Here is a 13941-nt window from a genome sequence, read left to right as displayed (position 1 = left end):
CGCGCGCTCTGTAGTCCAGCTCATCGTACGTACGCATACCGGGACGCACGCCCGCTTCGGGCTGATTTGCCGGGCCTGCGCCGCCGGCTCGGCGACCTCAGCTCGATGCCGCCGGCATCGCCTGGTGTGCCGGGTCCGCGGCGGGGCCCCGACCGGTAACCGAAGCGGCGTCGTCGGCCGGTTCGACCGAAACGTGCGGCAACCACCTGTCGATCCACGTCGGCAGCCACCAGTTGGCCTTGCCCAGTAGGTGCATCAGGGCCGGCACCAGCACCGTCCGCAGCACGAAAGCGTCGATGAGCACCGCGCTGGCCAGACCGACGCCGAACTCGGCGATGACCCGTTGACCGCCGAAGACGAACGCCAGGAAGACGCAGATCATGATCGTTGCCGCGGCGGTGATGACCCGGCCGGTGGAGGCCTGACCGACGGTGACCGCCCGCCGGTTGTCGCGGCTCTGCACCCACTCCTCGTGCATGCGGCTGACCAGGAACACCTGGTAGTCCATGGACAGCCCGAAGAGGATGGCGAGCATCATCACGGGCAGGAACGCCTCGACCGGACCGGCCTTGCCGAGGCCGAACGTCTCGGAGCCCCACCCCCATTGGAAGAACGCGACCACCACGCCGAACGAGGCGCCGGCCGCGAGCAGGTTCATCACCGCCGCGGTCAGCGATACCACGATGCTGCGGAACGCGAGGAGCAGCAGCAGGAAGCCCAGGCCGACGATGACACCGATGAACAGCGGCAGCTTCGCGGTGATGACGTCGGCGAAGTCGTCGAAGATGGCGGTCTGGCCGCCGACGTATACCCGCAGGCCGGTGTCCGCCTCGGCGGCGGGTATGACGTCCTTGCGCAAGTGTGTGATCAGGTCACTGGTTTTGGAGTCCTGCGGTGAGGTGGTCGGGATGACCTGGATGATGCCGAGCTTCACGCTGGGCTGTGCCGGCAGGGCGGCGGCCGCCGCCACGCCGGGCATCCTGCTGACGGTGTTCGCGAGGTCTGCCAGCGCCTGTTGGTCGGCGGGGGAGGAGGTCGCGGCGACCAGTTGCAACGGCCCGTTGAAGCCCGGCCCGAATCCCGTGGCGAGCATGTCGTAGGCCTTGCGGGTGGTGGTGCCGGCCGGGTCGTTGCCCTGGTCGGAGGAGCCGAGTTGCAGCGAGAAGACCGGGATGACCAGCGCTGCCATGACGGCCAGCGCGGCCGGCGCCAGCAGTCGCGGGTGCCGCTGCACGAAGGCGGCCCAGCGGGCCCAGAAGCCCTGGGCGGACATGTCGCGCGGGCCCTCGGTGGCGAGTTGGCGCCGTTCCCGCCGGCTCAGCACCCGGTGCCCGATGACGCCCAGCATCGCTGGCAGCAGGGTTGTCGCCGCGGCCACGCTGATGAGCACCATCACCGCCGCGGCGATGCCGATGCCGGTGAGGAACGACAGCCGCAGGACCAGCATGCCGAGCATGGCGATGCAGACCGTGAGGCCGGCGAAGATGACGGCTCGGCCCGAGGTGTTCAGCGCTCGCACCGCCGCCTCCTCGGCGGTGAGCCCAGCCTTGAGACCGGTGCGGTGCCGGGAGACGATGAACAGCGCATAGTCGATGCCCACGCCGAGGCCGATGAGTACGGACAGGGTCGGCGCGATGTCGTTCATGGCGACGGCGTGGCTCAACAGGCCGATGCTCAGGACGCTGACGACCAGCGACACGATCGCGGTGACCAGGGGCAACAGCATCGACAGCAACGATCCGAACGCGATGAGCAGCACCACCGCGGCGGCGACGACACCGACGATTTCCGATACCGAGGTGGAGACCTCGTTGACCTGGCGGATCGCGTTGCCGCCGAGTTCCACCGCGACGTCGTCGGTGCGCGCGGACTCGGCCAGGGAGATCACGTTCTCGACGTCTGGCTTGGGGACCTCCTGGGCAAGTCCATCCAGATTCACCGTGGCGTACGCGGTGCGCCCGTCCGGGCTGATCTGCGCCGCGCCGCCGGCGGCGTACGGGCTGCTGACGGCCGCGACCGACGGCGCGTCGGCGACCTTGTCCAGCATCGCGGTGATCGACTGCTGGACCTGGGGGTCACGGACTGACCCGGCGGACACCCGCCAGACGATGGTGTCGGAGTCGCCGGCCTGCGCCGGGAAGGCGGATCTGAGCAGGTCGAGCGCCTTGCTGGAATCGGTGCCGGGCAGCGAGAAGCTGTTGGAATAGGCGCTGCCCGCGGCCTGGTTGATCGCTCCGAGGCCGACCAGCACCGCTACCCACAGCAACACGACGATATACCGCCGGCGAAAACACCAGCGCGCGATTCCAGCCATGCCGGACTCCCTTTTAATCAAACGGTCGGTATGTTCGCGCGGAACCTAGCCGACGATTCCTGTGACCTGGCTGAGAGCGGCCGCGCGCCGACGGCGACGTCTCACGCGGCATCGGGCCGTTTGCGTCGCAGGGACGCAACCGGTTTGCTGAGCGGGCGACCACGGCCGATCGCCGACGATCGACCACGGTTCGGCGCTGGATCAAACACGCAGGCTCGGATGGCAGCACGGGAGGTGGTCATGGCGCGGACGGTGGGCAGCGCGGCGGAGGAGACCCGCCGACGGATCCTGGACGTGGCCCGGCAGCTGTTCGTCGAACGCGGATACGCCGGCACGTCAGTGCAGGAGATCGCCGAGCAGGTCCGGATGACCAAGGGCTCCCTGTACTACCACTTCTCCTCCAAGGAGGAGCTGCTGCACGCCCTGATGACACCCCCGCTGAGCGAACACGAGGCGTTCGTCGCCGACCTCGACGCCGCCGGAACGATGACCGCCGACCTCCTGGCCCGCCTTGTTGACATCTTCGACGAGCACGCCTCGCTGCTGCGCTCCCTGTTCGGCGACCCGTCAGTGGCCCGCGAACTGCTGCGCCTGCGCCTGCCAGAGCGCATGCTCACCCTGCAACAGGCCATCGGCGGCGGCACCGACCAAGCCGCCGTACTGCGCGGCCGGTGCGTCGTGGGTGTCATCCACGCGGGCGTGCTGACCGCAGGAGAGACCGCCACCCCGCCGGAACGACGCACCGGCGAGCCCCGGGGGTCCTTCGCACAACGACGCCGGCTCACCGCCGACGAGAAATCATTCGTCGTCGCCGCCGCTTCGGCCGTGCTCGGCGTGCCCGCGTCCACGGCTCACGCCACAGCCTCAGGCCCGGGCCGACTGGCACGCTGACAACGCTCAAGTTCTTCACTGACTGTGCCGAAGGGTTCTCTGTGACGGTCTCGCTGGAAGACCCCGCGCACCGGCACGCGGGACTTCCCCGGGTGCAGGGCGTGACGGTCCTGGGCGAGCTCGGCCGCGGCGCGAACGCCGTGACTTACCGGGTCCGCCGGGACGGCACCGACTGGGCCATGAAGGTGTACGCCGGGCGCGCCGGTGCCGGCCGGGCGGCGTTGCTCACCCTGCGCCGAGAGGCTGCTCAGCTGGCCTGGGTGGGCCATCCAGGTCTGACCGGGGTGCACGAGGTCGGACAGGTCGCCGACCAGGCGTACATGATCATGGATCTGGTCGACGGCCGCCCGCTGGCCGACGTGCTGGCCACCGACCGGCTTCCGGTCGGCGAGGCGGTCCGCCTCGGCCTGGCCGTGGCCGATGTGCTGGCCGCGGTGCACCGGGCCGGGCTGGTGCACCGCGACGTCAAACCACAGAACATCATGCTCGAGCCGGGCGGCCGTGCCCGGCTGATCGACTTCGGGATGGCGACGCGGGCCGACCGCGACGGCGGCGGCGACCTGGCCGGCGGAACCTTCCTCTACGCGGCGCCCGAGCAGAGCGGCATGATCAAACGGCCGGTGGACGGCCGGTCCGACCTGTACGCGCTGGGCGCCGTGCTGTTCGAATGCCTGACCGGGCGCCCGCCGTTCGTCGCCGAGGACACCGGCACGCTGCTGCAGATGCACGCCGTCACGCCCGCCCCGCCGCTGGCCGACCACCTACCGGACGCGCCCGCACAGCTCGGTGCCATCGTGGCGAGGCTACTGGCCAAGGATCCGGACGACCGCTACCCCGAGGCGGGTGCCCTCGCCGCCGACCTGACCCTGCTGATCGATCCGGCCGACCGGCCGGAGCCGGCCTTGGATCACCCGGAGCCCCTGGTCGGGCGCGACAAGCAGCTCGCCGAACTGCGCGCCTCCTGGAACCGGGCCCAGTCCGGGCACGGCGGCGTCGCCCTGGTGACCGGCGGACCTGGCGCGGGCAAGACGCGGATGGCACAGGAACTCGTCGCGGCCGCCGGCCGGGATGGCGGCATTGTCCTGCGGGCCCGATGCACTGCCGGCGAGGCCCCGCTCGCGGCGATCCGCTCTGCGATCGAGCAGTACCTCACCGGCGATGCGCAGACCTCGGAGACCGACCGGGTACGACGCGCCGAGCTGTTCCGTGCCGCCGCGGCCGGTACGCCGGGGCTCGACGCGCTGTCACCCGCCCTCACGGGCCCGCCGGGCACCGTCCCGGCCATCGACGAGCCGAACCGGCTGAGCCACGGGGCCGCCGGGTTCCTCCTGGCGCTGGCCCGCAGCCATCACGGTGGCCTGCTTGTCTGCCTTGACGACGCACACCTCGCCGATTCGGCCACCGTTGCGGTCCTCACCCACCTCGTGGGACAGCTGGACAGCGCACCGCTGCTCGTGCTCGCCACCGCACCGGACCGAGTGGCGGGCCCCGGCTGGCTGGACACGGCCTCGGTGGTCGCGCTCGAGGCGCTGGACCCCGCCTCCGTGCACCGGCTCGTACAGTCCTGCGCGCGCGGCCTGGAGGTCGCCGACGACCTGATGCAGCGCCTGGCGTCGCGGGGCGGGGTCACGCCGTTCGAGGTGGTCGAGTACCTGCGGGCGGTCGTGGACGCCGGCCTGCTCGCGCCGCACTGGGGTCGGTGGCAGCTGGACGCCGACGGCCTGGACGCGGTGGCCCTGCCGGACGACGTCTACGGCCTGATGCTGCGCCGGATGGACGGCCTCGGCGCCGCGAGCCGATCCGTTCTCGCGGTCGCCGCGGTGATTGGCCCCGCCTTCACACCGTGCTCGCTGGAGGCCGTCGACGGACTCGCCGAGACGGTGACCACGGCACTGAACGAGGCGATCGGCTGCCGAGTGCTGGAGCGCCGCGGCGTGTTGCTCGCGTTCGTCCACGAGGGAATCCGCGCCGCCCTGCTCGCCGAGCTCGACGAGCCGCAACGCCGCGAGACCCACCAGCGCCTCGCCGAGGCGATGGACTCCGACGGCGGCGACGACCTGGACCGGGTGCACGCCATCGCCCGGCACTACCTCGCCGGCCACCCCGACCGGACCCCGCAGCGGGTCGCCCGCGCCTGCCTCGCTGCGGGCCGGTCCGCGCTCGCCCGGCACGCCCCGGCCGACGCCGTCGAATTCCTGGAAGCAGTCAACCGATGGGCCGGCCCGGAGGCGGAGACCCCGGGATACGAAGTGGACGAACTGCTCGGCGCCGCCTGCTACCAGGCCGGCCGTCTCACCGAGGCACAGCAGGCCTTCACCCGTGCACTGGCCGCCGCCCCGGCCCGGCTCGACCGGGCCCGGATACTGGCCCGGCTGGCCGAACTCCACCAAGCCGCCGGCGACCTCGAGGAATCCACCGCCACCGTCCACCGGGCCTGCGCCGAGTTGGGTCACCGGCTGCCGACCAACCCGCCGCTGCTGGTCGTCTCCACCGCGCTCAACGTGATCGCCGGCATGGCCGTGGAGCGAACCCGGATCGGATTCGGCACCGGCGACCCCGCACGTCGCGCCCGGTACCAGCTTCTATCCGGGCTGCACAACACGGCCGCGATCACCGCCCTGTTCATGATGGACTCGCTGCGCAGCGCGATGCTGACCCTGCGAGGGCTCTACCCGGCGAGCCGGCTCGGGGCCAGCGCCGAGTACACCCTTGCCCGATGTAACACGGCCGGCCTACTGCAGGCGGCGGGGCTGCCTTCCGCACGCTCCTACCTGCTGGCCCGTCAGGCTTGCGCCCAGGTAGGCGAGCCCGCCCTGACCGAATACGTCGACTGGGTGCGTCGCGGTATGTCCGCCATACTCGGCACAGCCGGCGCGCGGCACATCGTGTCGGCCGTCTTCGACCGGTCCCGGGTGGTCGACACCGGCAGGTACCTCAAGATGCTCGAAGGCGGCGTGTTCATGCTGCTCGACGCCGGGTTCGCCGAGGACGCATACCTGCTGTACGAGGAGGGCAGCCGCCGGGTCGCCGAGGCTGACCTGGCCGAGCACTCCGTCGCAGTGTGGGGCATGGCGGCAGCAGCCGCCCGCGGCCGGGTCGCCGAAGCGGACACCCTGCAGCGACGCAGCGACACGCAGACCCCTCGCTTCACCAACCGCGGCGACCGGCACACCCGCCTGCACGCGGCCGCCCTCGCCGCCGTCGAGCAGCGCGACTTCGCCGCCTTCGACCGTGCAGCGGACGACCTCGCCGCGATGCGGGTCAAACCCGTGACCATGCCACTGTCTCGTCGCTGCGTCTTCACGACGATCGCCTATGGCCGCATCGAGCAGTGCCTCGCCGCGCCCGTGGACCGGCGGCCGGAGGCGCTCGCGGCGTTCGAGCGGGCCGAGCGGGATCTGCGCCGCGCCACCAGGGGCAGGGGAACGATGGCGGCGCACCACGCCGTTGTCCGGACCTACCTCAAGCACCTGCACGGCGACCACCAGGGTGCACTCGCAGCCCTGGGTGCCGCCGAACGCGCGCTGCACGACGCCGACGCGCCGCTGGTCACCTACGAAGCGGCCCGGCTGCGGGCCCGGGCCCTCGCCGCGCTCGGCCGGCCGCAGGACGCGGCCGCGCAGGCCGCCACCGCGCTGGCAGTGGCCGACCAGCACGGCTGGCCGCACCGCGCGAACTGGATCCGGTCCGCCTTCGGCCTCTGCACCACCGGCCTGAGCCGCACCGCCCAGGTCGTCTCCAGCGGCACGCACAGCGTCGACCGGCAGCGCCTGGCCGCCGTCGAACGACTCAGCGTCGCCGCCGCCCGGATCCTCGACCCGGCCGAACTCACCCGGGTCGCCCTCGACGAGGTCATCCGCCTGCTCGGCGCCGAACGCGCCTACCTGTTCCTCGCCGACGACGACGGCCGGCTGCAGCCGCGCCAGGGCCGCGACGCCGCCGGCGCGGACCTGACGACCCTGACCGGATACGGCTCGACCCTGGTCGAACGCGTCCGCGCCGGCCGCGAAACCCTGGTCGTCACCGGCACCGAGGAAGGCCTGGCGCTCGGCTCGCAGAGCGTGCTGGCGCACGGCCTGCGCAGCATCATGGTCGCCCCGCTGCTGCTGGACGGCCGCCTGCTGGGCGTCGTCTATCTGGACAGCCGAGTAGCCAAGGGCATGTTCACCGACGCCGACGCCGGGGTCCTCGCCGCCATCACCACCCATGTCGCCACCGCGTTGGAGACCGCCCGCGCCGCCGAGTTGGCCGTCGAGGTCCGCTCCGCCCGCCGGGAACGCGACATCGCCGAAACGCTGCGCGACGCCACCGCGTACCTGTCCGGCACGTTGGATCCCACCACCGTGCTGCACCGGCTGCACGCCACCGCGCGCCGCACCCTGCCCGCCGCCCGGTCCTGGCTCGCCGTGCTCGACGGGGACAAGCTGCGGGTGTGGGACGAGCAGGACGAGCCGGGCGAGACCGTCCTGGTCGGCGAGCCGGAACTCGCCGCACTGCTCGCCGCCACCGCACCGGTCACCGGCACGGCGGACCAGCCACTGCCCGCACCGTTCGACACCGCCACCGGAACGCCGTGGCTGGCCGTGCCGCTGCACGCCCGACAGGAGGCCGTCGGAGTGCTCGTGTTGGCCGCCCCGCATCCGGCCGGATACCGCGACGGCCAAGCCGAGATCAGCGCGGCACTCGCCGGGCAGGGCATGACCGCGTACGAGAACGCCCGCCTGTTCGCGCAGGTCGAACACCTCGCCGCTACCGACGGACTGACCGGTCTGAGTAACCGGCGGCACTTCTTCACGGCCGCCACTCGGGAACTGGCCCTGGCTGCCCGCCGGTCCAGCCCGCTGGCCGCGGTGATGCTGGACATCGACCACTTCAAGCAGGTCAACGACGTGCACGGGCATCCGGTCGGCGACGAGGTGATCGCCACGGTCGCCCGCAGGCTGGGCACCACGGTCCGTGCCGGTGATCTGCTCGGCCGCTACGGCGGCGAGGAATTCGCGATCATTCTGCCGGACACCGGCGCCGACGGCGCCATGATCATCGCCGAGCGACTGCGCGCCGCGATCGGCGACCAGCCGATCAAGACCGCAGCCGGCGAGCTGCCGGTGACGATCAGCGTCGGCGTCGCCTGCCTCGACGCGGCCGGCGACTCCATCGGCGAGCTACTGGGCCGTGCCGACAGCGGTCTCTACCAGGCCAAGCGCGCCGGACGCAACAGGGTGGTGCAGGCGTCCGGTCCGGCGTGACAGGGGCAGGCCGGAACCCTGGTGAGCATGAGCGATGATCTCCGCGGTGATCGAGACGGCCGTCTCCTGCGGGGTGTGGGCACCGAGATCCAGTCCGATGGGGGAGCGAAGGAACGCAAGCTGGTCCTGCGAGACGCCCTCGGCACGCAACCGGTCCAGACGGTCGTCGTGGGTGCGGCGCGAACCCATCGCACCGACGTAGCCGACGGGCAGGCTCAGAGCCAGACGCAGCAGGGGGATGTCGAACTTGGCGTCATGGGTGAGCACACAGATCGCGGTACGGGCGTCCACGTCGGTGGCCGCCAGGTATCGGTGCGGCCAGTCGACCACGACCTCGTCGGCGTGCGGGAAACGGGCGGCGGTGGCGAAGACCGGGCGGGCGTCGCACACGGTGACCCGGTAGCCGAGGAAACGGCCGGCCTGGCTGAGCGCGGCGGCGAAGTCGACCGCCCCGAAGATCAGCATCCGAGGGTGGGGTGCCTCGACATGGACGAGGACGGAGATGGCCTCCGGGCAGGTGTCGACGCCCCCGCCGACTTCGACGCGGCCACCGTGTCCTGCCCGGAGCAGGGCGCGGGCTTGTGCGGCAACCGTCTGGTCACGGTGCTCGGCGCCCAGCGTTCCCGCGTACGTGGTGGCGTCGGCGTGGACATGCAGGGTGCGGCCGAGCAGATCCTCGGGGCCGTCGACGACCTGGGCCACGGCGACAGGCCGGTCCTGTGCCGCGTGTTGCAAGGCCACCGCGAGATGGTGTTGGTCCTCGGAGCCCGGGCGTTGCACCAGGACGTCGATCTCGCCGCCGCAGGTCAGGCCGACGGCGAACGCGTCGTCGTCGGAGTAGCCGAATCGGGTTCGGACCGCGGCGCCGCTTTCGTCCAGAACCTGCCGGCACAGGTCGTAGACGGCACCCTCGACGCAGCCTCCGGAGATGCTGCCGACGACAGCGCCGTCGGCGTCCACAGCCAGCGAGGTGCCCGGGGGAAGCGGTGCGCTGCCGCTCACCTGGACGACCGTCGCGAGGGCGAAGGGACGCGCGTCACGACACCAGCGATACAAGGTGTCCGCGATGTTGAGCACGGCCGGGCCTCCATCCGAGAAGGGACAACGAGCTGGATTGAGGAGGCAGGCCGCCCGTCTGGCTCCGCCTGTGTCGCGAAGTCGAGCGGGACGAGCCGGTGTGTTTTCCGGCTCGCCCGATCCGTTCGACGTCACAGCGAGTGGAACCCGTTGTCAGGGGGCCGCGGTGTAGAGGTGTTCGGCTTCGGTGCGCTTGGTGTGCAGGGTCCAGTAGAGCTCGGCGATGTTGTCAGGCTGAGTTTCCGGGCCGCCGGCACCGATCCAGACGCTGAGCGGCACGTGGGCGACGTAGACGCCGGTGCCGTCGAGCGCCTGGTGCAGGCTGAGCGCCCAGTTACGCAAAGCGGCGGCGGCCGGGCCGACGTTGCCCATCATCGGGTTGGGCTGCACCGAGGATGCCCCGGTGGTGTACAGCAGCGTGCCGGCGCCGCGTTCACGCATGGCGGGAAGCACCTGCTGAGTGGCGGTGACCGCGCCGTGCAGGTAGAAATCGATCTGGGGTTGGAGGTTGTCGACGGTGGCCTCCAGCGGTCCGGCCATGGTGATGCCGGGGACCGGGCGGTGCGGTGCGGGGGAGTACTCCAGCACGTCGATGGTGCCGAAGCGCTGTTTGATGCGGTCGAATGCGTCCACCAGGGACGGGCGGTCCATGAGGTCGGCGGTGAAGCCGGCCGCTTCGATGTCGTACTCGCACAGTTGCGTGGCCAGCGCGTCCAGCTTGGTCTGGTCCCGGGCGACAAGCGCGACGTTGTAGCCGTTGCGGCCGAAGACCTTACCGATGGACAGGCCCAGGCCTGCGCCTGCGCCGACGATGACGATGGTGGGCATGCGGTTTCCTTTGGTGAGGGTGAAACGACGGTCAGAAGGCGTACGGGCCGAATCGGCCCCAGGCGACGAACACTGCGAGGGCGAATAGGGCGGCGTTGAACGCGACCCCGGACGGCTCCTTGCGGCGGATGTGGGTGGCGGCGGCGAGGACCATGGTCAGCGCGAGCCCGGTCGCTGCGATGGGGGTCAGGATCGGCGCGATCCCGGTCGCAGCGGGCAGGATCAGCCCGACCGCGCCGAGGAACTCCACGACGCCGATGAACCGCACCGTCGACGCGGAGAAGTCCTCGACCCACGGCAGGTTCGCGGCGAGCTTCTCCTTGGGCTGGGTCGCTTTCATCACGCCGGCGAGGGCGAACATCGCGGCGAGGATCGCCTGGACGATCCACAGGAACATGTTCATGAGGCGCGGGTCTCTTCCTGGATGAAAGTGGGTCAGGCGACGGTGACGGCGAGCTTGCCGGTCTTGCCGGCGGCGAAGTCCGCGAGCGCGGCGGGCACCTCGGCCAGGGTGTAGGTGCGGCTGACCGGCACGGTGATGCGGCCGGCCGCGACGTCGGCGGCGAGCCGATCGAGGGTGGCGGCGGCCGGGTTGGCCATGACCGGAATGGTCTCCGGGTGCCGGTCCGATCCCAGGCTCAGGGTGCTGGACATCCGGCCCTTGCCGGTGAGCACGTTGCGGAGAACCCCGGCATCACCGGCGAAGTGCAGGACGGCGTCGACCCCGTCCGGGCTGATCGCGCGGACCTGGGCGGCCACATCCCCGGTGCGGTCCACCACCTCGGTGGCGCCCAGCCCGCGGACGAAGTCCGACTCCGCGCCCGGCCGGGCAGTGGCGATGACCGTGGCGCCGGTCGCCGCGGCGTACTGGATCGCGATCGCACCGACTCCGCCGGTTCCGCCGCTGACCAGCACCGTCTCGCCGGCCTGCGGGGCGACGGCGTCGAGGGCGCCCAGGGCGGCGGTGCCGGCCAGGCCCAGCGCACCCGCGGTGGCCACGTCGACACCCTCCGGCCGGGCGGCGATGCCCATCTGATCGCCGACCACCACGAACTCACCGAACCCGCCGTCGGCCAGGTACGGCTTGGCCACCACGCCGAACACCGGATCGCCGACGGCGAAGCGGGTCACGCCCTCGCCGATCGCGCTGACCGTGCCGGCGAAGTCCTTGCCCAGCACCACCGGGAAGCGGTGCTCCATCATGCCGGCGAGATATCCGGCGGCGACCGCCGTGTCGAATCCGTTCAGCGACGACGCCTGTACCTGGACCAGCACCTCACCGGCGCCCGGCTCGGGGGCGGGCAGGTCGGTCAGCGCCGGACTCGAGCCCTGTTCAGCAATGGCGATTGCGCGCATGAGGTCTCCTCGATAGAAGCGGAAGCATGTCTCCACTTGATGCTCGGTAGCGTAGCACGCAACCGGACGGCAGCCTCCACTTATCGGCTAGAGTGGTGGGCATGACATCGCCCGCCCCACCCCCCACCTCCGACGGCCCCCGACTGCGCGTCGACGCCGAACGCAACCGCCAGCGCATCATCGCCGCCGCCAGGCTGGCCTTCGCCGAACTCGGCGTCGACGTGCCGATGGAGGACATCGCCCGCCGCGCCGGCGTCGGCGTCGGCACCCTCTACCGGCGCTATCCGACCCGCGCCGACCTCGTCGCCGCCACCTTCGAGACCAAGATGACCGCGTACGCCGACGCCGCACGGCAGGCGCTGGCCGACCCCGACCCGTGGCACGGATTCCGCGACTTCGTCGAGCAGATCTGCGCCATGCAGGCCGGCGACCGCGGCTTCACCACCGTGCTGACCATGACCTTCCCCACCGCGAAACGGTTCGAGGCCGACCGCGCGCGGGCCTACGCCGACTTCATCGCCCTGGTCGACCGCGCCAAAGCCGCAGGGAAACTGCGCGCCGACTTCGTCACCGAGGACATGCCGATGTTCCTGATGGCCAACGCCGGCGTCCTGGCCGCCACCGCCGACGCCGCCCCGGAAACCTGGCGTCGGCTCGTCGGCTACCTCCTGCAGGCCTGCGCCGTCCCGGCCGCACAACCCTTACCCGACCCGCCCACAGCTGGGCAGATCTACCGCGCCATGCTCCGCACGACCCATCAACAACGCGACGGGCAAGACCCGAGTGACTGAATCACACCCCCATCGTGCGGCCGACCTCGCCACGACGGCCCATCCGCTTCGCGAGCTGAATCTATCGACCGATTCAATCGAGTGATAGATTCGCGTTCGTGACCGCGCAGGAGGCTGTCGAGGGGTCTACCGAACGCCGTCTGCTGGCCGCCGCGGAGCGGCTGTTCGCCGAGCACGGCGTCGGTGCAGTTTCGCTGCGAGCGGTGATGCAGCAGGCCGGCACGAATGTCGCCGCGGTCCACTACCACTTCGGTTCCAAGCAGGCCCTGCTCGCCGCCGTGGTGCGCAGCCGGATCGACCAGGTGACCGCCGAGCGAGACACGATCGTCAAGGGCCTCGCCGACGCCGACGTGATCGGATTCCACGACCTGGCCGGCGCGCTGGTGCGGCCGGTCGTCGTCGTGCTGGAATCGGGGGGCGAGCACTGGCTGCGGCTGCTCGGCGGTCTGCTCCGCAGCGGGCCCGGCGGCCTCGCGGAGATCTCCACGACGTTCCTCGACCGCAACGCCGAGTTCGTTCGCCTGCTCGGCCGGCTGACACCCGGCACGGCACCGCGGACGCTCGGCTTCCGCCTGACTCAGGCCATGAGCATCACCCTCGACGTGCTCGGCGACGTGGAGCGCACCCGCGCCCTGATGTCCGCCGACAACGACACGTGGTCACGGCAGGACATCGTCGACGATCTTCTCGACGTCGTGACCGCGATCCTTGCCGGCCCACCGGCGTCCGGGAGCACCCCCACCACGGCGAAATGAGCAACTCGTGGGCATCAACCAGCGATCCCAGGTCGCCATGACCTCCGACGAAGCGACCGCCTTCCTGACCGGCCAGCGCACTGCCACGCTGGTCACCCTCGGCCCGACCGGCCATCCCCACGCGGTCGCGATGTGGTTCGCCTGCCTCGACGGCACCATCTGGTTCGAAACCAAGGCCAAGGCGCAGAAGGCGCGCAACCTCCGCCGGGACCCGCGGGCCACCGTGCTCGTCGAGGACGGCCTCACCTACGACGCCCTACGCGGCGTCTCGCTCGAAGGCCACGCCACCATCGTCGATGACCCGGCGGCGCTGTGGCAGGTCGGCGTGAACATTTGGGAGCGCTATCACGGCCCGTACAACGACGAGGTCCGCCCGCTGGTGGAGTTCATGCTGCACAAGCGCGTCGCCGTACGCCTCGACGTGGAACGCACCCGGTCCTGGGATCACCGGAAACTGGGCCTCGGTCCGCTGCCGCTCGGCGGCACGACCGCACCGTCCACGCTCTAGAAAAGTCTGCTTCCGGTCGTGGACGCGAGTTCGGCCGTCAAGGTCTGAGCGCAACGAATGATCGCGGAACGCGGGCCGTCCGCGTCGCGGCGCCGCAGGCAGTTCACGGTGCGGGTGGACGGCGCGGGAAGCGCGGCTTGCACCGTCGCCGGATACCGCCGGAGGGTGTACCGTG

The 13941-nt window shown here is 71.3% G+C and carries 10 protein-coding genes; 5 read left to right on the top strand and 5 right to left on the bottom strand.

Annotated features, from left to right (window positions below; all coding sequences use genetic code 11):
• Positions 1-97: 97 nt before the first annotated feature.
• A complete protein-coding gene (locus DMB66_RS19560) occupies positions 98-2314 on the bottom strand; it encodes an MMPL family transporter (RefSeq protein ID WP_125805538.1) in 2217 nt (738 codons plus the stop codon).
• A 219-nt stretch (positions 2315-2533) separates the two neighbouring features.
• On the opposite strand from DMB66_RS19560, the gene DMB66_RS19555 reads away from it, so the two are divergent.
• A complete protein-coding gene (locus DMB66_RS19555) occupies positions 2534-3205 on the top strand; it encodes a TetR/AcrR family transcriptional regulator (protein ID WP_158647287.1) in 672 nt (223 codons plus the stop codon).
• 41 nt (positions 3206-3246) lie between these two features.
• Positions 3247-8451: a diguanylate cyclase gene (locus DMB66_RS19550; protein ID WP_125805536.1), complete on the top strand. Its 5205-nt coding sequence runs from the start codon at positions 3247-3249 to the stop codon at positions 8449-8451.
• On the opposite strand, the gene DMB66_RS19545 is transcribed toward DMB66_RS19550, so the two are convergent.
• The 4 genes from DMB66_RS19545 to DMB66_RS19530 all read right to left on the bottom strand — a co-directional run bounded on the left by DMB66_RS19545 (position 8368) and on the right by DMB66_RS19530 (position 11712).
• Complete coding sequence (locus tag DMB66_RS19545; RefSeq protein ID WP_125805535.1) at positions 8368-9528, bottom strand: XdhC family protein; 1161 nt, start codon at positions 9526-9528, stop codon at positions 8368-8370. The two genes, DMB66_RS19550 and DMB66_RS19545, sit on opposite strands and share 84 nt — an antisense overlap.
• A gap of 153 nt (positions 9529-9681) precedes the next feature.
• Entirely contained in the window at positions 9682-10356 is a 675-nt protein-coding gene (locus tag DMB66_RS19540) for an SDR family oxidoreductase (protein WP_125805534.1), read from the bottom strand.
• A gap of 31 nt (positions 10357-10387) precedes the next feature.
• Complete coding sequence (locus DMB66_RS19535; protein ID WP_125805533.1) at positions 10388-10759, bottom strand: DoxX family protein; 372 nt, start codon at positions 10757-10759, stop codon at positions 10388-10390.
• Between the two features lie 32 nt (positions 10760-10791).
• Positions 10792-11712 carry an NADP-dependent oxidoreductase gene (locus tag DMB66_RS19530; protein ID WP_125805532.1) on the bottom strand — a complete coding sequence of 307 codons (921 nt, stop codon included), beginning with the start codon at positions 11710-11712 and terminating at the stop codon, positions 10792-10794.
• Positions 11713-11813: 101 nt separating this feature from the next.
• Here DMB66_RS19530 and DMB66_RS19525 point away from each other — a divergent pair, with 101 nt between their 5' ends.
• The 3 genes from DMB66_RS19525 (at position 11814) to DMB66_RS19515 (ending at position 13766) form a co-directional block, all read left to right on the top strand.
• On the top strand, positions 11814-12503 hold the full coding sequence (locus DMB66_RS19525; protein WP_125805531.1) for a TetR/AcrR family transcriptional regulator: 690 nt from the start codon (positions 11814-11816) through the stop codon (positions 12501-12503).
• Between the two features lie 98 nt (positions 12504-12601).
• Complete coding sequence (locus tag DMB66_RS19520) at positions 12602-13258, top strand: TetR/AcrR family transcriptional regulator (protein ID WP_125805530.1); 657 nt, start codon at positions 12602-12604, stop codon at positions 13256-13258.
• A gap of 7 nt (positions 13259-13265) precedes the next feature.
• Positions 13266-13766 carry a pyridoxamine 5'-phosphate oxidase family protein gene (locus DMB66_RS19515; RefSeq protein WP_199752502.1) on the top strand — a complete coding sequence of 167 codons (501 nt, stop codon included), beginning with the start codon at positions 13266-13268 and terminating at the stop codon, positions 13764-13766.
• Positions 13767-13941: the final 175 nt, after the last annotated feature.

Source organism: Actinoplanes sp. ATCC 53533 (assembly GCF_003947245.1).
Note: the sequence above shows the minus strand (reverse complement) of the source record. Positions and strands in the feature narration are given on the sequence as shown.

Coding starts and splice junctions, on each gene's coding strand:
- DMB66_RS19560 (WP_125805538.1), bottom strand. CDS start 2,314: ATGGCTGGAATCGCGCGCTGGTGTTTTCGCCGGCGGTATATCGTCGTG.
- DMB66_RS19555 (WP_158647287.1), top strand. CDS start 2,534: ATGGCAGCACGGGAGGTGGTCATGGCGCGGACGGTGGGCAGCGCGGCG.
- DMB66_RS19540 (WP_125805534.1), bottom strand. CDS start 10,356: ATGCCCACCATCGTCATCGTCGGCGCAGGCGCAGGCCTGGGCCTGTCC.
- DMB66_RS19535 (WP_125805533.1), bottom strand. CDS start 10,759: ATGAACATGTTCCTGTGGATCGTCCAGGCGATCCTCGCCGCGATGTTC.
- DMB66_RS19530 (WP_125805532.1), bottom strand. CDS start 11,712: ATGCGCGCAATCGCCATTGCTGAACAGGGCTCGAGTCCGGCGCTGACC.
- DMB66_RS19525 (WP_125805531.1), top strand. CDS start 11,814: ATGACATCGCCCGCCCCACCCCCCACCTCCGACGGCCCCCGACTGCGC.